At 67.4% G+C, this 24,459-nt stretch carries 13 protein-coding genes; 3 read left to right on the top strand and 10 right to left on the bottom strand.

What is annotated here, in order from left to right; genetic code table 11:
- Positions 1 to 30 precede the first annotated feature (30 nt).
- From GQ464_RS11495 to GQ464_RS11485, 3 genes are all read right to left on the bottom strand, one after another.
- Entirely contained in the window at positions 31 to 1,380 is a 1,350-nt protein-coding gene (locus tag GQ464_RS11495; RefSeq protein ID WP_166976783.1) for an alpha-L-fucosidase, read from the bottom strand.
- A 99-nt stretch (positions 1,381 to 1,479) separates the two neighbouring features.
- Positions 1,480 to 2,070, bottom strand: coding sequence for a DUF2480 family protein (locus GQ464_RS11490; RefSeq protein WP_166976784.1), 591 nt, complete (start codon positions 2,068 to 2,070; stop codon positions 1,480 to 1,482).
- 41 nt (positions 2,071 to 2,111) lie between these two features.
- Positions 2,112 to 3,275, bottom strand: coding sequence for a cysteine desulfurase family protein (locus GQ464_RS11485; RefSeq protein ID WP_166976785.1), 1,164 nt, complete (start codon positions 3,273 to 3,275; stop codon positions 2,112 to 2,114).
- 333 nt (positions 3,276 to 3,608) lie between these two features.
- Between GQ464_RS11485 and GQ464_RS11480 the strand changes: the two genes are divergently transcribed.
- Positions 3,609 to 5,105, top strand: coding sequence for an aspartate kinase (locus GQ464_RS11480; RefSeq protein WP_228350229.1), 1,497 nt, complete (start codon positions 3,609 to 3,611; stop codon positions 5,103 to 5,105).
- A gap of 67 nt (positions 5,106 to 5,172) precedes the next feature.
- Here GQ464_RS11480 and GQ464_RS11475 read toward each other — a convergent pair whose 3' ends face one another.
- The gene (locus GQ464_RS11475; RefSeq protein ID WP_228350228.1) at positions 5,173 to 6,222 is read right to left on the bottom strand and encodes a T9SS type A sorting domain-containing protein; all 1,050 of its coding nucleotides are present in this window, start codon (positions 6,220 to 6,222) and stop codon (positions 5,173 to 5,175) included.
- 243 nt (positions 6,223 to 6,465) lie between these two features.
- A complete protein-coding gene (locus GQ464_RS11470; protein ID WP_166976787.1) occupies positions 6,466 to 12,900 on the bottom strand; it encodes a S8 family serine peptidase in 6,435 nt (2,144 codons plus the stop codon).
- A 739-nt stretch (positions 12,901 to 13,639) separates the two neighbouring features.
- Here GQ464_RS11470 and GQ464_RS11465 point away from each other — a divergent pair.
- Positions 13,640 to 15,820: a T9SS type A sorting domain-containing protein gene (locus tag GQ464_RS11465; RefSeq protein WP_166976788.1), complete on the top strand. Its 2,181-nt coding sequence runs from the start codon at positions 13,640 to 13,642 to the stop codon at positions 15,818 to 15,820.
- 73 nt (positions 15,821 to 15,893) lie between these two features.
- Here GQ464_RS11465 and GQ464_RS11460 read toward each other — a convergent pair whose 3' ends face one another.
- The 5 genes from GQ464_RS11460 to GQ464_RS11440 form a co-directional block, all read right to left on the bottom strand.
- Complete coding sequence (locus tag GQ464_RS11460) at positions 15,894 to 17,555, bottom strand: Rqc2 family fibronectin-binding protein (protein ID WP_166976789.1); 1,662 nt, start codon at positions 17,553 to 17,555, stop codon at positions 15,894 to 15,896.
- Positions 17,556 to 17,571: 16 nt separating this feature from the next.
- Complete coding sequence (locus GQ464_RS11455; protein WP_166976790.1) at positions 17,572 to 17,895, bottom strand: hypothetical protein; 324 nt, start codon at positions 17,893 to 17,895, stop codon at positions 17,572 to 17,574.
- 105 nt (positions 17,896 to 18,000) lie between these two features.
- Positions 18,001 to 20,832, bottom strand: coding sequence for an Hsp70 family protein (locus GQ464_RS11450; RefSeq protein ID WP_166976791.1), 2,832 nt, complete (start codon positions 20,830 to 20,832; stop codon positions 18,001 to 18,003).
- Positions 20,833 to 20,837: 5 nt separating this feature from the next.
- Positions 20,838 to 22,682, bottom strand: coding sequence for an Hsp70 family protein (locus GQ464_RS11445; RefSeq protein ID WP_166976792.1), 1,845 nt, complete (start codon positions 22,680 to 22,682; stop codon positions 20,838 to 20,840).
- 152 nt (positions 22,683 to 22,834) lie between these two features.
- Positions 22,835 to 23,479 carry a DUF2760 domain-containing protein gene (locus GQ464_RS11440; protein WP_166976793.1) on the bottom strand — a complete coding sequence of 215 codons (645 nt, stop codon included), beginning with the start codon at positions 23,477 to 23,479 and terminating at the stop codon, positions 22,835 to 22,837.
- A gap of 391 nt (positions 23,480 to 23,870) precedes the next feature.
- On the opposite strand from GQ464_RS11440, the gene GQ464_RS11435 reads away from it, so the two are divergent.
- Positions 23,871 to 24,356, top strand: coding sequence for a hypothetical protein (locus tag GQ464_RS11435; protein WP_166976794.1), 486 nt, complete (start codon positions 23,871 to 23,873; stop codon positions 24,354 to 24,356).
- The last annotated feature ends 103 nt before the right edge of the window (positions 24,357 to 24,459 follow it).

The following is a 24,459-nucleotide window of genomic DNA, read 5'->3' as shown; positions in this document are numbered from 1 at the left end:
CCGCCGCCGTGCCAGGGACGCATTCATGGACTACACCTCCAGCACGACGATCGTATCCAGCGAATCGCGGGTGGACGGAAGCTGCAGCTGCACGTCACCGCTTTCGTCCGTAAACGGGACGGGCGTGCCGGTGCCGAAGAGAACGGCCCGGCGGACCTCAAGCCCGGCGGTGCCGGGCAAAGTCAGCAGGGCCGGGGCATCGGATTGCAGCACATGGACGAAGACGCGGCGGTCCGTGCGCGTCGTGACGCCCCACGCCTGCGGGGCCATCGGGCCACCGCGCGTGCCATAGATGGTCTCGCCGTGTTTGCGCAGCCAGGCTCCCATGGCCCGCAGCCGCTCGACGACCTCCGGCTGGAAGGTGCCCTCCGGCGTCGGGCCGACGTTCAGCAGGAGGTTGGCGTCGTGCCCGGCGGCGCGAACGAGGTAGTGGATCAGTTCTCTCACGCTCTTGAAGTTGCGGTCGTCCCGGTTGTAGCCCCACGAATGATTGATCGTTTCGCAGGTTTCCAGGGGCAGCCGGCCGATCCCGGCGGCGTTGAAGCCCGTCGTGTTCCGGCCCGGCAGGTCCCGTTCGAAAATCTGGATGTCCTCCCCGGGAAAAGGCATGACGTGGTGGTTGTTGGCGATGAGCGCCTGCGGTTGCAGGCGGTGGATGAGGTCATACGTCTCCTGCAGCCGCCAGTCCACGAGCGTCTCGGTGCTGCCGGTGTGGCCCTCTTCCCGGCGCTGGTCCCACCAGCCGTCGAACCAGAAGCCGGCGACCTTGCCATAGGCGCCTCCGGCCAGTTCGGCAATCTGCGCATTCACATAGTCGAGGTACCGGTCAAAGTCGCCGCTATCCGGCCGGGCACTGTGCCGTCCGGTCTTTCCACGGGGGTAATAGTCGGGATGGTGCCAGTCGAGGTGTGAGTAGTAGAAGAAGAGCCTGAGCCCCTGTTTTTCACATTCATCGGCGAGCATCTTGAGCACGTCCTTTCCGTAGGGCGTCCGGTCGACGATGTCGTAGTCGCTCACGGCCGAATCCCACATGCCGAAGCCGTCGTGGTGTTTGGCGGTGATGGTGATGTATCGCATGCCGGCTTCTTTTGCGATACGGACCCACGCGGCCGGATCGAAGCCGGTCGGGTTGAACCGGGGCGGCAGCTCTTCGTATGCCTCGACCGTCATCCTTTCGTTCTCCATCACCCACTCGCCCCGGCCGAGGACGCTGTAGACGCCCCAGTGGATGAACATCCCGAAGCGTGCCTCCCGGAACCAGGCCCGTCGCGCTTCGGGGTCTTCCCCGGCCACCTCGCCGGCCGGGCGCTCCCCGCTCGTGCAGGCGGTCGTGAACAGCCCCAGCAACAGCCCGGCCGTCCACAGGGTGATCCTGTGCATAATGCGTGCCCCGCGATGTGGAAAAGGAGCGTTGATTTTCGGGAACGAATGCCGCATTCCGCAACAGGAGAGAAACAGGCGATCGCGTTCCGGCCGGGGTCACGTCTCTTCCCTGCGGTCCGGCACCCCCGGCGGCGGGATGACGGGACGGGCCGTGGCCCTCGGACGAGCCGGCGTTTCCGCACCGGCCGGCCGGCGCCATAGCGGGACCGACGAGCACGGCTCGCCGTACATCAGCTTGCGGGCCACCGCCTGGAGCTTCTGCACCGCGACCAGGTAGGCACTGACCGGCACCACCTTGCTCCCGCATCCCTTCACCACCACGATGCGATCCTCATAGCGCGACCAGTCCTCGGCTTCGAGTGCCCGCGTGAAGTGGTCGCGGATCAGGTCCGCCGCCCGGCCGAAGGCGACCGAGCGGGCCACCCCGTGCAGCTTCGTGGCGATGAGCATGTAGGCCCATACCGGCACGATGGCGTCCGCCGAGCAGTGGACGGCAACGTGCCTGTCCGCATACCGTGCCCAGTCGTGCTCCGCTACGTGTGCCCGGAATACTTTCTCCCGGAGCACCAGCCCCTGCACGAGGAACGGCGCCAGGTCCAGTTCGACGACCTCCCCGCCGTCCCACAACGCCTCCAGGTTATACACGTCGATGTCGCTCTCCGCGACCCGGTTGACGATCGGTTCCATCGGTGATTGCTCTGGTTGTGAAGTTCATGCCCGTCCGCTCCTCATCGTGCCACCCCGGCGGCCTCGCCGCGCAGGGCCTGCACCGCCGCAACGACCTGCCCGACGGCATACCGGACCTCCTCGTCGGTAGTGAAACGCCCGAGGCTGAAGCGGAGGGTAGCGGCGGCGTCCTCATCCGAGAGGCCGAGGGCCTTGAGCACGTGGCTGGGCCGGTTGGACCCGCTGGCGCAGGCACTGCCGGTGGAGAGGGCGAGGGTGCGCAGGCGGGCGATGAGATCGGCGGCCCGCACCCCGCGAAAGGTGATGCTGGCCGTCTGCGGCAGGCGCGGCGCTTCGGCCCCGTTGACGACGACGTCCGGCAGGACCGCGCAGAAAGCCGCCTCCATCCGGTCGCGAAGCCCCTGGAGACGACGGGTCTCCTCCGGCAGCAACTCCCGGGCCCGCACGGCGGCGGCACCCATCCCGACGATCCCGGGCACGTTGAGCGTCCCGGCCCGCCGCCCTCCTTCCTGGCTGCCGCCGTCGAGGAGCGGGGTCAGGCGCACAGGCCGCCGGCCGCGCCGCACGAAGAGCGCACCCACCCCCTTCGGCCCGTAGAACTTGTGCGCCGAGCAGGCCAGCAGATCCACATGCTCCACGGAAACGGGCACCTTGCCGACGGCCTGTGTGGCGTCACACAGGAACAGCGCGCCGTGGGCCCGCACGACGGAGCCGATCTCCTCGACGGGATGGAGCACGCCGGTCTCGTTGTTCGCCCACATCACCGCCACCAGGATCGTCTCGTCCGTCAGGGCCTCGGCGACGGCCTCCGGCGTCACCCGGCCGTCCGGCGCCACGGGCAGGTAGGTGACGCGGAAGCCGCGCCGCTCGAGCGCACGGCAGGCGCCGAGCACGGCCGGATGCTCCGTCTGCACCGTGACGACGTGCCGGCCGCGCCGGCCATAGACCTCCGCCGCCCCCTTGACGGCCGTGTTGATCGACTCGGTGGCCCCGCCGGTGAAGATGATCTCTTCCGGGGCAGCCCCCAGCAGCTCCGCCACCTGCTCGCGGGCCTGGGTCACGGCTTCCTCGGCCGCCCAGCCGTAGGCATGCCCCTTACTCGAGGGGTTGCCGAAGTGCTCCCGGAAGAACGGCAACATCCGCTCCAGCACCACCGGGTCCACCGGCGTGGTGGCATTGTGATCGAGGTAAACGGGAAGCTTCATCGCCGTCTCAGACTGCGCCAACCTCTTACTGAAACGGCCGCCCAAAGTTCATCCGGCAGCCCGGCCTCCGGATCGTACGGCTACCATCGGTACACACACGGTTGTTGTATTTACAACATTATCCGTTGCATTCAGATCCATTCTTTGCCTTTTTTGGAACGGGCGGTTCGGCTTCGTTTCTTCAGTCGCCCGGCTAACCGAACCCGTACTGCCTTCCGGTCACGGGTAACCGGCCGGGTCACGGATCGGAGACGGCTTTTTTGCCACAACGGCACGAAGGATGTCTCAAGCGTTCCGTTTTCAACCTTTCGATTTTCCATCCGCAATCCTTCCATGACGTACGGACCTTCCGGGGCGGAATCCATCAAGGCGATGACGGGGAACGACCTCCCGTGGATCATCCTGAAGTTTGGCGGCACCAGCGTCGCCGAAGCGGACCGGTGGCAGACCATTGCCCGGATCGTGCGGGAACGGCTGGACGAAGGCGTGTGCGTCCTGGTGGTGTGTTCTGCGCTGCGTGGCGTCTCCGACGCGCTCGACGCGCTGGTGGAAGCCGCCCTTGCGGGAGAGCATGCGGAGCGGCTACAGGCCCTGCAACGGCGACACCTGGACCTGGCCGCAGCCCTGGGGGTGGACGGACCGGCGCTGCTTGCCCCGCACTTCGAGCGGCTGCAGCAGCTACTGACGGGCATCGCCCTGCTGGGTGAGGCGAGCCCGCGCATCCGCGCCCGGGTGATGGCCCGGGGCGAGCTGATGTCCAGCACGCTGGGCGCAGCCTACCTGGCCCGCCAGGGACTCGACGTGGGCTGGCAGGACGCGCGGGATCTGCTCCGCGCCCGGGAGACCCCGGCCCACTGGCCTGCGACGCGCCGCTTCCTCTCGGCCACCTGCGACGCCAGCCCCGACCCGGCCCTGCGCGAGCGCCTGGCCCGTACAGGTGCCCGGGTCGTCGTCACGCAGGGCTTCATCGCTCGCGATGCCGGGGGCCGGACGGTGCTGCTGGGCCGCGGTGGCTCGGACACCTCGGCGGCCTATTTCGCGGCCCGCCTGCAGGCCCGGCGCCTGGAGATCTGGACTGACGTGCCCGGCCTCTTCACGGCCAACCCCCACGAGGTCCCCACGGCCCGCCTGATCGAACGGATCGGCTACGACGAGGCCCAGGAGCTGGCCACCACCGGCGCCCGCGTCCTGCACCCGGCCTGCATCGACCCGGTGCGGCGCCACCGCATCCCGCTGCACCTGCGCAGCACCCTGGCGCCGGAACTGCCCGGCACCGTCGTCACGGCCGACCCCGGCGATCACGGGCCGCACGTCAAGGCCATCGCCGTCAAGCAGGGCGTGGTGCTCGTCGCGATGGAGACGCTGGGCATGTGGCAACAGGTCGGCTTCCTCGCCGATGTCTTTGCCGTCTTCAAGCGGCACGGGGTTTCCGTCGACCTGGTAGCCACGTCCGAATCCAACGTGACCGTCTCGCTGGATCCGGCGGCCAACACGCTCGCCCCGGAGGCCCTCCACGCGCTGGTGGAGGACCTTGCGGCCTACTGCACCCCGCGCCTGATCCTGCCCTGCGCCGTCATCAGCCTGGTGGGGCGCCACATCCGGTCCATCCTGCACCGGCTTGGCCCGATCTTCGAGGCCTTCGACGCGCACCACCTCTACCTGCTCTCCCAGGCCGCCAGCGATCTCAACCTCAGCTTCGTCGTCGACGAGGCCCAGGCCATACCCCTGGCCCGGCGGCTGCACGCCCGGCTCTTCGAAGCGGATGCGGGAACGTCCCGGCCGGCCCTCAACGGCACCGCCACCGGCGTGGCATCCGGGCAGCATGCCTAGCCCGTCGAGAGGTGATCTGCGTCCTGCACATGGAGCACCGGGCAAGGCGGCCTCTCCTGTCCGGCCCTCACCGGATCAGCGTCAGCAGCCGGGTCGTGTGAAAAGCGGCTCCCTGTACCTGGAGCAGGTACGTCCCACTGGGCAGCCCCCGTCCCTCGACGTGCAGTTGATGCGGCCGGTTTTGCTCGAGTATGCCCTCATAGAGCACGGCGACCCGCCGACCGGTCATGTCAAACACCAGGGCACGCACCGGCTGCGTACGCGCCACCGTCAACGTCAGGGCCGTGGCGGTGTCGAAAGGGTTGGGATGGGGCGGGCTCAACTCATACGCTCCGGTAGTTTCAACGCTCACCTCCACCTCCGGAGAGTAGGTGAAGGTTCCGTCGAAATCAATCTGTTTGAGACGGAAGCGATAGGCACCCGGTGCCAGCCCATCGACTCGATAGACATAGTGTTGCGGCGTACCTCGCCCTTCCACGAACCCCAGCGTCACAAATCCATCCGGCCCGGCCTGTTGCACCTCGAAGCCGGCATTGTTCACTTCCGAGGCCGTTGCCCAGGTGAGCACTACCGTTCCGGCATCCACGCGAGCCTCGAGGCGCGTCAGCTCTACAGGCAAAGGAGCATCGTTAAGGGTTATGGAGCCGTTCGAGGTGCTTGCTGCCGGAGATCCTTCGTTAAACATAAAGGAGGTAAAATTGAGCCAGCTGAACAGGACATCGGTGTCACTGACCAGATCGAAGGTGAGGGTGAAAAGTGTACCCGGTCCTCCCGAGATGGGATGCGTGCACGCGATGCTGACATTGATACTGCTGGCTCCCGGATTGGTTGTGAAAAGGCATGAACTCATCAAACCGTTGTTCGAGGCGGAAACCGAGGTCACCACGACGTCCGGTGTGTTGAAGCCGATGACGGCATCCAGGGAGATGATGCCCTGCCCTGTAACATCGGCATCCACCTGAACGGGAACGTCAATCGAAGCACCGGCCGTGCCGCTGACATGGGGCATGGAAACGGGAACCTGTGCCCGAACCCCGACAACATTCAACGCGAGCAGGGCAAGCCCGCATACCGCACACAAACCATATCGCATAATCACCACCGTTTCAGGATGCAAACAGGGATACAGGTCATTCGTCCGGTTGCGTCGAGGAATCTGCGTTTCACGGGTGGGGCCCCCGGTGTAACACGAGCGGCCTCCCCGATCCCGGAGCCGAACGGAATCGATGTGCTGACGGGTCGTTAGCGCGGTTCCCGGCACGTTTCCTCAATGCCAGGCACGTACGACCTCCGGCCCGGGGCCGGGCCGGGGTACGCGGAAACCGGGTTCCACGTACCCCGGCAGGCACAGGGCTCGGCCTTACTTGACCCGCATCATGCGCCGGGTCTGGGTATATGATCCGGCCTCGAAGCGGTAGAAGTACATACCGCTTGCAACGCGGGCACCGGTTCGATCTCGCCCATCCCACACCACTTCATAGCGCCCGGCCTTTTGCTCCTCCTCTACCAGGACCCGGACGACCTGACCGAGAACGTTGTAGATGGTCAGCCGTACGGATGCCGTCTCGGGTAGCTGATAGCGGAAGGTGGTGGACGTGCTGAAGGGGTTGGGGTAGTTCTGTGCCAGGTCGAACGTCTCGGGCGGGAGGCTCAGATCGGCCGCCAGTTGCTGCCAGGCCTCCTCGTTGATGCGGCTGCTGGCCGACAGGTTGATGGAGGCCGTGGCAACCGGGTTCTGCCAGCGCAGCACCAGCGTGGCCACCTCGCCCACCGGCAGAGCCGACGCACCGGCCATGGCCAGGTGCAACCGCCCGGCCTCGTCCACGTGGTGGGCCATTTGCCATCCCTCCGGCAGCTGAGCCTCCACCTGCTCCAGGGCGATCACGTCGGCGTCAAACGGCGCCACCACTTCGAGGGCCGTCACCGGGCCGGCGGCCTCTTCCAGCCGGAGCGGCAGCAGAGTATGGCCCGTGCGGGGATCCTGCGTCAGGTCGCCCCAGGCCAGGTTGGCCGCCACCGCGGCAGCGCCTTTGCCGGATGCCGTCACGGGGAACTCGTCCACCACCCCGACGACATAGCGGGCGATCCAGGAAGCATCGAAAGCGCTGACATCCCCGTTGCCGGTCACATCGGCAGCCACCTGTGCGGCCTCGTTCAGCGACACCAGGCCGGCGACGTGCTGCAGCGTCAGGGCCGCATCGAAGCTCGAAATCTCCAGGTTCAGCGAGGCATCTCCGTAGAGCGGCACGACGGTCACCGTGCCGAGCGTCCCGCTGCCAGCCGGAGCGCCCTCATTGAAGAGGATGTGATCGAGCGTGAGGCCGGCATCGCCCAGCGCCTCTTTGGCCCGGAACTGCAGGCGCACGAGCGTACCTTCGCCCTGGAAGCTGAACAGCACCGGATCCGTGGTGCCTTCGGTGCCCACCGGCGCAAAAGCGGCCACGATGAGCTGCCCCGGCACCGTGGTGTTGACGGCCAGGCTGGCCCCTTCACTCAGCGTGCCTTCGGTGAGCACGTCCTGCACCTCCAGCAGCGCCGGGTCAAACGATATCTGGAACTCGTACGACTCGACTCCCAGGAAGTCGACGCTGTTAACCGAAAGGGGCAGTTCAAACACCTCATTGGGATGCACCTCGGCATCCGGAGTGGCTACACTAAGTCCCTCGACGACCGTGTAGGTAACGGGCACGACCGCCGTGGGCTGCACCGGGTCGTTGGTGCTGAAGAGCAGGTCGAGGCGATAGACGCCCGGCACCAGGCCGGTCGCATTGAAGGAGAGCGTCAGGTCCAGGCTTTCGCCCGGCTGCACCTCGCCTTGCTGCGGGTCGAAGGTAAACCACTCGTACAGGGACAGGAAGGCCACGTCGTCGATCTGGCTGTACCAGTCCCAGTCTCCCGAATTGGGGTTGTAGGCGTGCCAGCGCACGATGAACGTTTCTCCCGCACTCACATAGGGGCTCAGGTCGATCGTGACATTCTCACCGGGCGTGCCGAAGAATCCCCCATGATCCTCGTTCCAGCTCAACACGGTGGTCCAGCTCGTCCCTCCATCCGTGCTGATATCCACGTCGAGGAAGTCGAGGTTGGCGAAGTTCTGGTAGTTGGCCCGGTAGGTGAGCACCACGTTGTTGGTGGGAGCGGTCAGTTCCGGCGTGCGCAGTTCCGTATCGTACTCGCCCGGTCCGGCACAGTCGCTGCACACCATGGCGGCCAGGTTTTGCCCGCCGGTGTAGTTGCCCTCACCCCAGTCGGCGCTGGTAGCCCATGTGATGCCGGTCCCCTCGTTGTCGACGACCGTCCAGGTACCGGGGATACCGGCATCGAAGTTCTCGCTGAAGAAGGGGCTGCCGCCGAAGGTAGCACCGGGAGTGACGACGTTCGTCTCGGCCCCGACGAAGGTGAGCGGGTTGCCGCCGGCGTTGGTGATGGTGAGCGTCTGTGTATAGGTCAGCCCGGGATAGGCCTGCGTGTTGAATGCTGAGGGGGTCAGCTCCAGCACCGGGGCCGGGATGCCGGTCCCGGTGAGCGCCACCTCGACGGTTGGCTCGTCGGGGTCGTCGCTCGTGATGGTGATCGTGGCTCCGGCCTCTCCCACCTCGGTGGGGGTAAACGTCACCGGGATCACGCGCGACTCCCCCGCAAACAGTACCAGGTCCGTCTCGCTGCCCAGCGTGTAGGCTGGATGATCGACGGAGAGATTCACCGTCAACGCGGCCCGGCCTTCGTTGATGAGCAGGAAGTTCTGCGTGGCACTGGCGTTGACGAAGAGCTCGCCGAAATCGAGGGCCTCCGGGTTGACGGCCACGTCCGGATCGGCATCGACCGTCAGGGAGACCGGCACGACCTGCTCCGGATCCCCGGCGACGCTGGCCACGACGGCCACGGAAGCGTCGTAGGTACCTTCGAACAGGCCGGTAGCATCCAACAGCAGCTGGATGTCCACATGCTGCCCGGCTGGCAGGGTACCCGCAATCAGGTTGGGACGGACGAAGCCCACACTACCAAGGGCCAGGTAGCCGAGTTCATCCCCGCTGCCAAGGGTACCGACGAGCGTCGTCAGCCCGGTACTCGTGTCGGCGATGCGCAGTTCACCCCGACTGAGTGCGTTGTTGTAGGCTGCCAGGTACAGGCGTCCCGTCGTCAGGTCGAAGTCCATGCCCTGGGCATAGTTGGCATCGAAGCCGGTCGGCCCCACGGTCGTGGCAACACCAGTGTTCTTATTGATTTTGACCAGGACGTCATTGACGATCTCATGCCCCCACATCTGCCCGTTCGCGCTGATGGCGATGGCAATGATCAGCTGTGCCCCGCTGATCGGGGCCACCAGGGTGGCCTCGCCGGTGGTCGGGTTGAGGGTGTAGAGGTAGGACGTGGCCGTGGCCGAGCTGTAGGTGCTTCCGTAGAGGGTGCCCGTGGTCGGATCGCTGGCCAGCTCCGTCCAGGTTTCCGAGGTGGTGGCGGGCTGGGCCACCCCCAGCGTGGTGATGGAACCGTCGGTCGTTGAGACGGAATGGAAGAGGTTGTCGGTCGTGATGACCAGGAAGCGATCCTGCTGGCCGAAGGCGAAGTCGCCGGCGAAGGCCAGGGGCGAAGCGCCCAGTTCGGTCAGCACGTCGGGCACGCCGAGATCGAAGGAGACGAAGCTGCCGGACTGATCTCCGAAGACCGACGTACTGTAGGCCATGACGCCGAGCGCCGAAGTCAGGTTCACCGGCGCCGTGCCCGTGGTTGCGGAGGCTGGGGGCAATCCGGCCGAGGGAGCCGCCGATCCGCGCGGGTACTCACCGGCGGCGGCACGGGCCTGCCGGGCCATCCAGTCCTCCCGGTTCTGGAGCAGCGGCACGAACGCCGGCGCCGTCCCTGCCGCGCCGCGAACCTCCAGGTGGAAGCTCTGCGCCTCCTCTGTCGGGTTTTCGATACGCAAGGTGCGCGTGGTCTGTTCGTCCGTCGCCAGCGACGCCTCGATGGTCTCCGGCGAAACCACGAACGGGAAAGGCTCGCCCGTGACGTTCAGCGTGGTGGGGAGAGTCGCCAGGGCGGTGGAACCGCTCTGTGTGATGAGCGCTTCCAGCGGGAAGGTGTAAATGCCCGTCTCCAGGTCGCCGGCGTCGAAGCCGACGTTGAGCGCCACACTGCCACCGGCCGGCACCGTCCCGGCAGACGGGCTCAGGGACAGGTAAGGCGGGGCATACTGGATCGCCACGGCCAGCTCCTCGGTCAGATACGGTGCGTTGAAGACCACCTGCAGGCCATCCTCACCGGTGGCATTTTCAACACCCACCGTTGCACTGGTCACGTTACCCAGTTCCTCATACTGGAAGAGCAAGGTACCGTTACGGTACAGGATGGCCTGGAAGGTATACGTCCCGTTGGAGGAGATATAGTGCGGCACATCGGTGAACTGCACGATGAAGCGCTCGTTCGCCGCGTCGTAGTAGGTGTGGACCGTCCCACCGGCTCCGGGGTTCAGGTCATCCCAGAAAGGCGCGATCAGGTTGTTGGGCGTCGCCGTGCTGGGGATGGGGTCGTTGGAGAAGTCGCTCCCGCCTGCGTTGAACGTCAGATAGCCGTTCGAGACCACGTTGACGCTCGTGTATTCGGTGCCGTAGAAGGAAAAGGCGAAGGGCAACGACACGGATGCGGTGGATTCGTCGGTCAGGCTGAGGGGATCCCCGACGCCGGAGATGTCGAGCCAGTCATAGACCGGACCGCCCGGCTCGTTGCTGTCGATCCAGTTGTAGCCGAAGCCGTCCGGCCCGCCGGCGCCCATCAGCACCGGATGCCCCACGCCGCCGAACGCATCGTTCCCTTTGGCATGGGTGGCGTCGGCAACGGGCGCGCTCGTGTCGTTGAGCGTAGCTCCCGGGGCCTGCGTCAGGCTGAGCGAAGCAAAGCCGAGGAAGGAAAACGTCAGGTCGGTATCTCCGTTGTTGGCCAGCGTCACCGTCTCCGTCGTGCTCTCCCCGACGAGCAGTTCCACCTCGACTTCCTCCGGGGTGAAGCTGTATTGCGGCCCGGCGTCCGTCACGGTGGAAGGCGAATTCGAGACATCCGAGCGGTTCCCGAACTCGTCCTCGACGACGAGGGCGAACCACATCTCCGTGTTGAAAGGCAGGCCGGTCGCTGTGAAGGTTTCGGTGGAGCCGGCGGGCTGCGGTGCCGGAAGGCCTGTCACGGGCGTCGCGTCGTCAAAGTTGGAGGCATCGATGGGCCCGGCCGTGCTGTAGCGCAGGTCGTACCGGGCCGCCGTACCGTCCGTCCCGTCGTCGCCGACGGCGGTCCAGGTCAGCGTGACCGACGTGCCGATCGTCGAGGCCATCTCCGCGACGATGGCCAGGTCGGTCACCGGAGCCGGCGGGATCTCATCCGGTCCCTGCAAGGCATTGAACGCATCGACGCGTTTGCCGATATGGAAGCCCGGGTTGAGCGCGCTCACGTCGCGCCCGGACAGTTCGAGCAGCGCGCGCACTTCGGCCGCCGTCATGCCCGGCATGTACGAGGCAACCAGCGCCGCCACCCCCGAGACGTGAGGCGCCGCCATCGAGGTGCCGTCGAAGAAGCCGTAGCCACCGAACTGCGAGGAATGGAGCAGGCTCAACACCCCGGCCGGGTGCGTGACGTACTCTTCGATGGACCCCACGGGCGGGATGTCGCCACCTGGCGCCGCAATGTCTACCCAGTCCCCGTAGTTGGAGTAGGACGCACGGCGGTCGCCGAAATCGGTGGCGGCCACGGCCACGGAAGCCGGATAGAAGCCGGGGTAGTAATCCAGGTCACTGTTCGAGTTGCCGGCCGAGTTGATGAAGAGCCCCCCGACGATCGGGGCACCGGGGAACTGACCGGCCTCGGCGACGAAATAGTCGATCGCATCCAGCACGGCCGGTTCGAACACACCGGGCAACGTGTAGCCCCAGCTGTTCGACGAAATGACGGCGCCGTTATCGGCGCCGTAGACGATGGCCTCAGCGAATCCGTCCACGTTGGCCCCGAACGTCACCGCGGTCATGATCCGCACCCCGCTTCCGGCCGAGCCGTCGCCGCCGGCCACACCGGCCACCCCGATTCCGTTGTTCGACCGGGCCGCAATCGTCCCGCTCGTGTGCATACCGTGCGAGTTGGTGACATCGGCCGGGTTGACGATGCTCGGGTCGTTCGTGTCGTCGGCGAAGTTGTAGCCGTAGACGTCGTCTACGTAGCCATTGTTGTCGTCGTCGATGCCGTTGTCCGGAATCTCGCCCGGGTTGACCCAGAGGTTGTCGATGATATCCGGATGGCTCAGATCGATGCCGGAGTCGACCACCTGCACGATGACGTCGGAAGAACCGGTCGTGAGGGCATGGGCCTCGGGCAGGTTGATGTCCGCATCCGGGGTGCTGCCTTCCACCTGGCCTGTGTTGTTGTAATGCCATTGCTCCGCATACCGCGGATCGTTCGGCACGAACGTATCCAGGAGCGCGGCCGGCTCACCCGGCAACGCCCCCCGGACGAAGCGGCCGTGCATCTCCTTCTGGTACACCGGAGACGCCTTCTCGACGTTGGGATCGAGGGCATACGCGGCGGCTACCGCTTCCGGGTCCATCGCTGCCGAGAACTTGACCCGGTACCAGCGATGCAGCCCATACTGGCGGTGTTTCGCCTCGTGTTTTCCGGCCAGCCGGAAGATGCGTTCCATCTGCACCGCCTGGTAGCGGGCGTTCAACTGGTCGAGCGAGGCAAGCCCGGTCGTGGCCACACCACCGCTCTTGCCGAGCGCCATAGACTGAGCCGCCGTCTCATTGAGCTTGATGGTGACCACACCATCGACGGGCTGGGCCGAGGCGGAAAAAGCTACGGACCACAGCAGTCCGGCAAATAAGACCAGCCCGATCCTCTGCAGGAAATCGTACCGACAAACCATAGCAATAACCATGTCTGGGTGAAGGGGGTTAACCAGAAAAAACGAGCACGACTCAACGGAAACCCTGCTCCGCGCAAAACGCCGTTACTCGAAGGACCGACACGAGTGGAAGGGACTCGGAAACAACCAAAATGGGCCAGACTCCTTTGCAAACGACCCATTCTTTGCCCGGGCTAAACATGAATTCCGTCTCTGCGAAAAGACTACCCTAAACCAGGTCCACCCTGCAGAAACCAACTCACTACACGGAGGGGCAGCCCGATATCCGACGTCCAAAACCTTATGGTATCGGCGGTTGCATTCAGGAAATAAATCTTCAAAAAGAAAGTCAACCCCCCGGGACGAGCTCCTGCCGAATCCTCCCCCTTAAAGCAACACGCCCACAACGACTTCATTATCAATTACTTACTCCAACAATTTTGTCTCACAAAAAGCGTACTCCCGTCCAATTCTCACAATATTTAAAAATGTAATTTCAATCCCACATACCATAACCCCGTTAAATCCGTTGCGCGACGAAATGTCGCCCGACCCTCCCGCAAGCCGAATTTTTTTCGGATCTTAAACGATCGAGATCACCTGTTTCGCTCCGATGATCGTGCTGGACAACCCATTACGACCCCCGGCATGGTGGCCCGTGCTCTGGCTCGTCACCCTGATGGTACCGCCCCCCGGGCGGGCGCAGACAGCGACGCCGGCCGTCTACAACATACCGGCTCTGGAGGTACGCGGGCTTGCCCCTGGAACCGGCTCCCCGGCTTCGCTCTGGATCGCCAGCACCGGCGGCGTCTTCCGGTACGCACCGGCGTCGGATTCCTGGAGTAGCTTCACGCCGGCCCAGGGCCTGACGACCTTCGCCGTACGCGGGGTATGGCCCGATCCCGGGAACGCCGCGCTGCTGTGGGTCGGCACCTTCGGGCACGGCCTCAACCGCATCAACCTCACCACCGGACGCGCCGCGGCCTGGGCCCCTTCGTTGAACGAACGCACCGTGCACAGCGTCCTGCCCCGGCCACAGGTGCTCTATGCCGGCACCGATGAGGGACTCTTCGAACTCGATCCGGCCTCCGGCTCCGTACTTCGTGCCTGGCACGTAGCCGACGGGCTGGGCGAAGACGACGTGCTCGACCTCGTCGCCGACACGAACGGGCTCTGGATTGCCACCGGGGAAGCAGATCTGGTCGGCGGCCCCAACCCCGACCTGCGCGGAGGCGGCCTGAACCATCTGAACACGGCCACCGGCACCCTCACGCTCTACCGCATTGATGCCACCTCAGACAGCAGCAACTTCTACGCCCTCGCCCGGGTGAACGACACGCTCTGGGTGGGCGGCTTGCGTGGCCTGTTCCGCTTCACGCCCGCCACGGGCACCTTTACCCGGTTGCCCGAGATCGAAGGCGTCGTCTCTACGCTCGAGCCGGATGGCTCTGTACTGTGGGCCATCGTCTCGGAAGGAACCGACGAACACCTGGCCCGGATCGAGACCGGCACGGCGACCGTCACGCTCTCCTCTCCCTTTTCCCCCTCGACCCTCCCCGCCTGGCTGGCTCTCGTCGGAGACCGCCTGTACCTCGGCCGGGGAGCGGACCTGTTCGAGGTGGATCGGAACACGATGGCGCTGCAACCCATTGCCTCCCCGCTGCTGCCTTCACGTTTTACCCAGGGGGTGACAGGAAACGGGAACCGCGTCTATGCCGGGGCCGCAGGGCACCTCGTGGCCCTCGATACGACCACCCTGTCCCTCGTGGCACGGACCGACACCCTTGCCGTGCAGGGCTATGATGTGCGGGCCCTCGGACTCCAGGGAGAAGCGCTCTGGGTCGGTACCAGCCAGGGCCTCCACCGCCTCGACCGGGCCACCCTCACCCCGAACCTGCACCTGCTCGAGGGCTACGACGTCCGCCGGCTCCACATCCGGGACGCTCACCTCTGGTGCGTGGCCGATGGCCGGCTCCATCACGTCGATACCGCCCTCCGGACGACGCCGATCTCTCTGCGCCAGATCGCCGGCACCGACGTCGAACCGTTCGTCGAAGCGCTCGCCGACGATGCCTCCGGCGTCTGGGTGGGGTATAGCGTGGGTAGCGGTGCCCAGAAAGAGCACCTCGGGCTCGTCCACGTGGCTTCCGCCTCTCTCACACCGGATCTGCACATTCCCCTCGACACCGTGCCGGACCTCACCCGGCTCGACGACCTGGCACGGGCCGGCTCGCGCCTCGTACTCGCCGGCAACCGCCTGCTTTTCCTCGACCCGTCCTCGCGCTCCATCGAGCATTCCATCCCGCATCCGGGTCGCCGGCTGGCCGTACGGGGCAACGAAGTATGGGTCGCCTTCGGAGCCGTCCATGATCCGGATGCAGGCATCGCCGTCTTCAACCTGGAGAACGGAGAACAACGCTACCGGCTGGGACTGGCCCAAGGTCTCCTCCACCCGTTCGTGACGGATCTCTGGGTGGAACCAGGAGGAAACCGAGTGTGGACGACCACACAGGCCGGCCTCTCCGTGGTCCGGCCCGGTCCGGACACATCCCTCCCGGTAGATCCCGTACCGCCGCCGCCACCGCTAGCGGTGCAGCTTTACCCGAATCCCGTGCACGAGGTCGTCACACTCACCCTCGATGTGCCCCGGCCCACGCCGGTCCACGTGCTCGTCTTCGACGTGCTCGGTCGCACCCGTGCCGTCCTGCTCGACGCCCTGCTCCCTGCCGGGTCACGTACTCTCCGCTGGCAGGTTCGCGGCCTTCCGGCGGGCGTTTACTGGGTTCACGTCCGCACCCCCACAGCTACCGTGAGCCGCCCTTTCGTCCTCGTGCCCTGAGTGGGGCCGTCGTCCCCCGAAAAACCGGTGGCGTCGCCCACCACACGTCGGCGGACGAAGCGGTGCGCCCCGTTCATGGCGTGCCCGGCAGTTTCGGCTCGACGAGCAGTACCTCTTCGCGTTCGACGACGACGGCGCCGGGCGGGGCACCTTTCGGCTTGCGCACGTACTTGCGCTCGGTGACGATGACGGGGACGAGCCCGCTGCTCCGGGCCTTGCTGAAGTAGGCGGCAATGCCGGCGGCACGTTCGAGCAGGTCGCGGCCGGGGCGGGCCTGGCGGCCGGGCAGGCGAAGGATGGCGTGCGAGCCGGGGACCCCCCGCGCGTGCAGCCACAGATCGTTCTTCCGGGCGTGGCGGAACGTGAGTTCGTCGTTCTGCCGGGCGTTCTTGCCGACCCACACCTCGTAGCCGCCCCCGAGCGGGAAACGGCGGAAGGGAAAGGAATCCGCCTCTTGCTGTCCGGGCGAGAGAAAACGCGCCAGCCGGGCGGCCTCTTCCTTCTTGAAGCGCTCGACGTCGGCATACGTCTGGAGGCGGCGGAGACGCCCGAGCAGGGCCCCGGCCTCGGCAGCGCGGCGCTCGGCCTCGGCCATGCGCTCCTCGGCATGCAGGCGAGCCTGCCGCGTCCGCCGGGCTTTTTCGTAGTACCGCTGTGCATTCTCGACGGCATTGCGGGCCGGATCGAGGGGGATCGTCACGGGCGTACCGCCGGCAAAGAGATCGGGAAGGGTGACGCGCCCGGCACCGGGAGGAACGGCACCGGGATGGGCCATGAGCAGATGGCCCCAGCGCTCGTACCGGTCGGCGCGGCTCTCGCGGCCAAGCTCTTCGAGCATCTTTTCGGCACTCGTCCGGTAGTGGTCGCGGGCCGCCGCCAGGGCCTTCTCGAGCGGCTCGTACGCCGCCCGGAAGCGGGCCTCGGCCAGGCTCCGGCGAACGAAGGCCCGCACGGCCGCGTCGACCGTGTCGAACGGCTCGGCGGTGAGGTCGTCACGGGCGTCGAGGTGGTGGAGGGGGACGAGGGCAAACGCCTCGGGCGAACGACCGCGCCGGTAGACCCGGGGGGCGGGCGTCTCCAGGGCGGCAAGCAGGTCCACACCGGCGGCAAAGAGAGCACGGCGGTCGGCGCCGGTGCAGGCGGCGGGAGCGGGCGCCGTCACGCCGGCCCGGAAGACCACCTCCGCGGCCAGCGTGCGGTCGAGCAGGGGAAAGGCGGCGGCCACGGCCTGCACGGTCGTCTTCCGGTCCGCACGCCAGCGGGCCTCGAAGGCGCCGAACGTGTCTACCACGGGCGCCGGGCGCGGTGCCGGCGCGGGCTGCCCCGACCATTCGGCGTCGGCTCGAAACGCTTCACGCACGCTTCCCCCGGCCTCGACGAGGAAGACGTTGGCGTGGGGACCGAAGAGCATCACCTGAACGTGCAGTCCCTCTTCGAGGTCAAGGTAGAGCATCCGGTCGCGTTCGGCCAGGCGCAGCGCCGTCACCCGCCGGCCGAAAGCCTCCTCAAAGAGCGTGGCGACGTTCCGGCGGGCCTTGCTGTAACCTTCGGTGCGGAACAGGTAGTGTCGCGGCCCCTGCACCGAGATCCGGAGCATCCATTCCCGACCGGGCCGGGCCAGCGCCAGCGTCAGCTCGTCCCGTACCTGCGAAAACGCATCTCCGACGACGCACCCGACGAGGTCCGGCGCCCATTCCCGCACAAGGGCTTTCAGGGTGAAATAGCTGGTGAGCATGCTTCGCGCGGGCGCATCACCGGCGGGCACGCCGCTCGGCGAGCACCGAAAGACCCCAGATGAGCGCCCATCCGGCCCCGACGAGCCACCAGCCGAAGGCCAGCAACACCCCCACGTTGATCGCATAGAGGAGGTGGTAGAACCACTCCGGCACCCCGGCACCGGCCCGTTTCACCTGCGCGGTCAACCCCGCCCCGAAGACGGCCACGACTTTCAGCAGGAGCATGAACGGCGTGTAGATCCAGACGAGCCACCGCGCCCAAGCCTGTCCCGTGAGGACGGCGATGATGATGACGACGGTGACGGCCAGGTCGAGAAGGACGTGTTTGATCCAGGACATAAACCCGGTTGTTGATTTCCGGCGCCGGCCGATGCTGACGCCGAAGATGCGGTGTACGAAAGCGGGTGTCAACCCGGCACCCGGGATCTTTCTCCCGCCGGCCGGTCAATCCGTCGTTTCCGAGAGCACCAGGCCGGCGGGGAGGGCTTCGCCGAAGACCCAGGCGGTTTCCTCCTCGCCGGCAATGCTGGTGGGGTTCAGGAGACGTTCGCGGAAGACCTGGCCGCCGGGCACCTGCGTCAGCCAGCGGGCGATGCGGTTGACGACGGGCTCGGGCAGGTCGCGGGCCCGGTCGCCGGTGACGCGGGCCAGCTGCACGAGCGCGTGGGCTACGTAGTCCTTGCGTTCGAGCCGCACGTTGAAGATGGTCTTGAACCAGGTGGCCACGGTGTCGGGCGGGACGACGCTGTCGAGCGGGCCGTGGACGGGCTGCCGGGCACCGAGGCGACTGAGCGCCCACCATTCGAGCTTGTGCGGGGCCACGCCCTTTTTGAAGTGGGCGGCCAGCAGCCACTGCCCCAGGTTGGCCCGCAGGTCGGCGCCCAGGCGTTCGAGGCCGGCCAGCGCCATCCAGAGTTCCATGCGCTCGCGGGCCTCCATGCGGCGCGGGATGAAGCGGTGTTCCTTGCTCGTGCGCACCTTCGGCTGGATGAACGGGCGCACCTCGTGGTAGATCTGTTCCTGCCGGCTGGCCGTCAACCCGCCGGCCACGCGTCGCCAGAAGACCCACCATTCGAAGCGGCTCTGGGGACGATCCGGGAAGGCCGGTCCTTCGAGCCACAGCTTCCACACCGCGCGCATGCGCCACTCGTCCACCGGGTCGCCGAAGCCGGGGCGGAGGAGATAGCCGAGCAGGTTGAGCCAGCGGGCCTCGTGCTGCGGGCTGCGGTCGCGGGGCAGGTCGAGCACGACGTCGGCGAGCTTGCGGAGCAGCGGCAGCGGCCATTCTTCGCGGGGCAGGTCGAGGGCCTCCTCCAGCCGCCGGCGCAGCGGGGCGGGGTCGGCGTCGCCCTCGAAAGCGTCGCGCAGGTGGCGGACGGCCCGTTCCACCAGGGCCTCGTCGAGCGTCTCAGCCACCCCGGCGGCCGTGCCGGCGGGGTCCACCTCCTGCCGCACATCGAAGAGCAGGCGCCAGCGATGCTCGGTGTCCTCGGCGTGGCACCACAGCTCCAGCGTGCCCACGGCCGTCAGGTGGACGCTCAGCCGCACGGGGATCTCGGTGACGGTGCCTTTCTTCCCGTACCGGAGCACGGTGCGGATGGGCGGGAGCACAGTGACCTCGCCGGGCTCGAGCATGACCACGTCGCCGGGGCGGTCGCCCAGGCGGGTGCTGGAGCTGTAGAGCTGGAAGGTGACGGGCTGGTTCGTACGGGCGACGAAGCCGGGGGCGTCCAGGCGGATGGTGGCGTCTTCTTCCATGCCGCGCGGGGCCAGGCAGACGGCCGGGAGCCCGTCGCCGTCATGACCGGTCACCTCCACGTAGAAGGCGCGGGGGCTGCCGCTGCCGACGCGGACGCCCGCGCCCAGCCGCACCTTGCCGTAGTAGGCCGCACCGGCGGCCACCGCGAGGTGCGGGTACGGGTTCTCGAGTTCGGCGGGCTGCCACCCGGCACCGGCCTCGGCCTCGAACCAGCTGCCGAGGATGCGACGGAGGCGGTCCCGGAGGGGGGCGGGCGTGAGGGCACCGCCGTTGAACAGCACATAGTCCGGGAAGACGGCCTCGCGGCCCGTCTCGTCGCGCAGGTAGGCGGCGAACCGTTGCCAGAAGGCGGCCAGGTGGCGTGTGATGGCAGGGTCGTGTTCGTAGGGGAGGCCCAGCTCGGCCAGCCCCGCACGCCGGTCCGCCTCGGGCCTTGCATCGGGCTCCACCTCGGGAAAAAACCCTTCGAGCAGCAGCCGGTCGGCGTCTTCCCGGGTGATCGTGGCCTGGAGCGTGCCGCCGATGAGCTTGCCGGCCTCGCCCACGAGCGTCACGTCGACGGACGGAGGGGCGGCCGGGTCGCCGAGGAGCTTCTCTTTGGCCTGCCGGCAGACGTGGACGAGCTGGTGCCAGCGGCGGGCGTCGAGGCGGCCGGGGCGGCCGGTCATGAGTGCCTCGGCGTGGCGGGCCAGCGTGTGATCCATGTTGTCCCCGCCGAGAAGGAGATGGTCGCCCACGGCCAGCCGGTCGAAGCGCAGCCCCTGTTCGCCGGCGCGCACGCCGATGATGGAGAAGTCGGTGGTGCCGCCGCCGACGTCGCAGACGAGGATGAGTTGCCCGCCGGTCAGGCCCTCGAGGCCGGCGTCCTCGTGCCGGGCGAGCCAGGCGTAGAAGGCGGCCAGGGGCTCTTCGAGGAGGATGACGCGGGGCAGGCCCGCCTGCCGGGCCGCAGCGAGTGTCAGTTCCCGGGCCACCTCGTCGAACGAGGCCGGCACGGTGAGGATGATGAGTTGCTCTTCGAAAAGGGATCCCTCCTGCCCGCCGGCCACGACATGGTTCCACGCCTCGCGCAGGTGGCGCAGGTAGCGCGCGCTCGCCTCCACCGGCGACACCGGTTTCACTCCGTTCTCGCCGTGTACGCGCCGGGCCGCACCCCACGGCAGGATGGGCGCGGTACGGTCCACCCCGGCGTGCGACAGCCACGACTTGGCCGAGGCCACCAGCCGGCCGGGCACCAGGGCACCCTGCTCCCGGGCAAACGTGCCGACGACGTACGTACGGCGCACGTCCCACGGAAGGGCCGTGCTGCCCGCCGGCAGGTCGTATGGGCCGGGCAGGTAAAGGAACGACGGAAGCACGGGCTGCGGGGCGATCTCGCCCGGTGCTACGAGCTGGGGCACCTCGAAGAACCGGATCGCCCGGTCCTCATCGGCCAGGTCCACGTAGGCCACCGCCGAGTTGGTGGTGCCCAGATCGATGCCGATGACGTAGCGGTAGGAAGGGGCGTCGGAGGGCATGGGATTCATCCGTGCTGCTCGGCCGGGCCACCGGCTTCCTGCGGTACGTCGCGGAGGTTGAACTCCAGCTTCCACCGCCGGTCGCCGTCGCGGGCCACGCACCAGAGCTCGAGCGTGCCGATCTCGGTGACCTTGCTGTGGAGCCACACGGGCAGGACGGTGCCGCCGCCCTCGGCGTCGGTGGCCGGAAGGGTCGTTTCCATGGTGATGACCTCGGCCAGCTCGCCGTCCCAGTCCTCGATGATCTCGCCGGGCGGGTCCGTCTTGCGCGTGTTCGAGGCCAGCAGGTGGAAGACGGCCTGCTCGCCGACGACGAGGCCGAACTCCCGGCCCCGGATGTCGGCCTCGGTGCCCTCCTCCATACCGAAGGGAACCACGCACAGGGCCTTCATCGGCGCGGGGATACCGGGCACGGCGGGCATGGCGCTCTCGATGCCGATGTAATAGGAGCGGGCCGTACCCGCACGGATGCGAATGCCGCGCCCCTTCCGCGCCAGCCCGTAGTAGGCCGCACCGATGGCCACGGCCTGGTCCAGGTCCACCGACGGAAGGGCCCGCAGGGCGTCGTTGCTGCTCCACTGCCGGAGCACGCGGAGCACCTGCTCGCGCAGCGACCCGGCCTTCATCACCCCGCCGTTGAAAAGCACGGCGGAGGGGAAGGCGACGCCCGCCTCGCCGTTCCCGGCCACCTGCCGGTGGAGGAAGTAGGCCAGGTGCCGGGTGATGGCCGGGTCGGATTCGTAGGGCAGGCCCATCTCGCGCATCCCGACCTTCGGCCTGCGCTCGGGGAAAGCGTCCGGCGGCGTCTCGGGGAAGAAGCCCTGCACCAGGATCGCCTCGATCTCCTGCCGCGTCAGCTCGGTGCGGATGGTGCCGCCGATGAGGGCGGAGCCTCGCCCGGGGATGACGACCGGCACGGCCTCCAGGTCCGGATGGCCCAGCAGGTGCTCCTTGGCCTTCCGGCAGCCGTGCACCAGCGTCCGGAACTGCCAGTTGTCGAGGCGGGTGCCCTCTTGCGCCAGCCGGGCCCGGACGGCGTAGGCCAGCGTCAGGTCCATGTTGTCCCCGCCGAGGAGGATGTGATCCCCGACGGCGGCGCGGCGCAGGTCCAGGTTACCGTCTTCCTCGACGACCTCGATGAGGCTGAAGTCGGTGGTGCCACCGCCGACATCGCAGACGAGGATGGACTCGCCGACGTGGACCTCCTCGCGCCAGGCATCGCCCCGGGCTTCGAGCCAGGCGTAGAAGGCAGCCTGGGGCTCCTCGAGGAGCGTCAGCTTTTCCAGCCCGGCGGCCCGGGCGGCCTGCACCGTCAGCTCCCGGGCGACGGCGTCGAAGGAGGCGGGAACGGTCAGATAAACTTCCTGCTCTTCGAGGCGGGCCTGCGGGTCGCCGGCCGCCATGACGTGGTTCCAGGCCTCCCGGATGTGGGCCAGGTAGCGCGTGGCGGCCTCGACGGGCGAGACGCGGCGGGCATCCCCGGGGGCATCCCACGGCAGGATGGGCGCGGTACGGTCGACCCCCGTATGCGAGAGCCACGACTTGGCCGAGGCCACCAGCCGGTTCGGAATCTCGGCCCCGCGCTCGCGGGCATATTCCCCCACCGCCTCGCCGGCGTCCGGCTTCCAGGGCAGCGCCAGACCGCCCTCGGGCACGTCGTGCGGGCCGGGCAGGAACAGAAACGAGGGCAGAAGCGGACGGGCCTGCACCTCGCCCGGACTCACCACCTGCGGGATCTCGAACAGCCGGATCTCGGGCCGTTCCAGCGCCTCCGGCGCGGCACGGGTGTAGGCCACCACACAGTGCGTGGTGCCCAGGTCGATGCCGACGATGTATCTGGGATCGCTCATGGTACGTTCGGAAAGGGTTTACGGGCCTGGCGGGGGCGCGGGAAAGGAAGCAAACGGATCGTCCTCGCCCCGAAGACACAGGGGGATGAGAGGCACCCCCGGGCTTTACTTCCCGGGGCCCGCATCCCCCCCGAACCAGGTGCCGGCAGATCTCAGGTGCCGACTTCCACCTCGGCGGGCGCCACCACACGGTCCTGCGCGTGCATCAGCGTCGGCAGCTCGATCCGCTCGACGCGCCAGCCCCGGTGACGGAGCGTGCCTTTGAACGGCGGCGCACCGGTGATGTTGCCCGTGAGCCGGATGGCCCGGGCGTCGAAGCCCGGCTCGACGGTGACCGGGCTGCCCTCGGGCCGGTCGAGCACGGGCACCAGCGAGACGTGCTCCTCGAGCGCCTTCTTACAGCCCTCGTGGACGGCCCGCACGGCCGCGCCGATCTGGGCGTCACCGTAGGCACTCAGATCCTCCTGGAGAAAGTCGAGCAGGCGGCCTTTGCGCTGGAGGATGGCAAGGAGCTGGAGGGCCGCCGCCTCGGCAGGTTGCTCCGGCAGCGCGGGCGCGGGGCGTTCGGCCGGCGCCCGCGCTGCCCCCTCCTTCGGGGAAGCTCCTTCCAGGCGACGGGCCAGCCGCGTCACCACGAACCACAGCACCAGCGTCAGTATACCGCCCAGGCCAAAGACCAGGGGCGCCTTCCCGGCCAGCGCCTCTCCCCCGATCACGTAAATCGTCACGAGCAGCAGCGCATTCAGGATCAGAACCGCCAGCAGGCTCTGCAGGGCAAAGCTGGATTTCTTTTCCATAATCCGGATCCTCTATCAAACGTGGTCCGAAGACCGTCTTTTCGAAAGACGTAAAGTTATTGCTCCGAAGGGACTTATCGGAAGAAGCTTTGGTTAAAGCACATCGCGGAGGTCCCGCACGCAGGGCAGGCGTGCATTTCCCGCCTGTGAAGGATCTCCGAAAGGGGAACGATGTTTCCCGAAGAAGAGACGGAACGGCTACCTGTCACGCCGACGGGGACAGGATGCACGTGACGGGCCACCGGCGGCCAGAGAATGCCGCTCCCCTTCATGACCGGACCGGGGGAGATGGACCCCATGAAACCGCGGGATGGCCCGGCCGCCCCGCACACGTGGCAACGGCAGGTAGCGAGAGGGGGAAACGTATCTCGCAGGTTGACGTGCCGATGTGATGCGTGTTCTTTCGATCAGCCTGTTGCTCTTCGTGGCGATGGGGCCGGGATGCACCCCGGAGCATTGCCTGCCCCGGCCGTCGGAGGACGAGACACCGCCGGTTCTCCGGCTGGAGGTCTCCTTCACCGACGCGGCGACGGGCAGGCGGGTCACCCATACGCTGGCCGGGTCGGACCCGGCACGAACGTTCCGGGCGGTGGCCTCGACGCCCGTGGAGGTGACGTATGTGGCTTCGGATCCCGAGGGATTGCGGCGGGTGCAACTGGGCGTGACGTACCAGACGGTTGCCGCAGCCGGTGCGGTACGCCGGAGTCCCGTGCTCGAACCCGTCTCGGCGTCCTGTCCCCGGGCCGAGCTTTCCGGCACCTGGTCGGCCGCCCCACCCGGCGATTATCGCAGCCTGGCGCTGGGGGCCGTCGCGGAGAACTGGGTCGGGCTGCGGGCGGCAACCCCAACGTACGTCGTTGAGCTGACGCCGGAGTAAGCCGGGTGGGTGGAGCCGTCCGATCCTCTCCGCCCTCGCGTGTGTCGTGGCGGGCACTCTGCTCCTGCCGAACGGCCGGATCGCTCCCGGTACCGGATCGAGG

This window comes from Rhodocaloribacter litoris (genome assembly GCF_011682235.2).
Classification (GTDB): Bacteria; Bacteroidota; Rhodothermia; order Rhodothermales; family ISCAR-4553; genus Rhodocaloribacter; species Rhodocaloribacter litoris.
The sequence above is the reverse complement of the archived record's forward strand: the minus strand, read 5'-3'. Positions and strand labels throughout refer to the sequence as shown.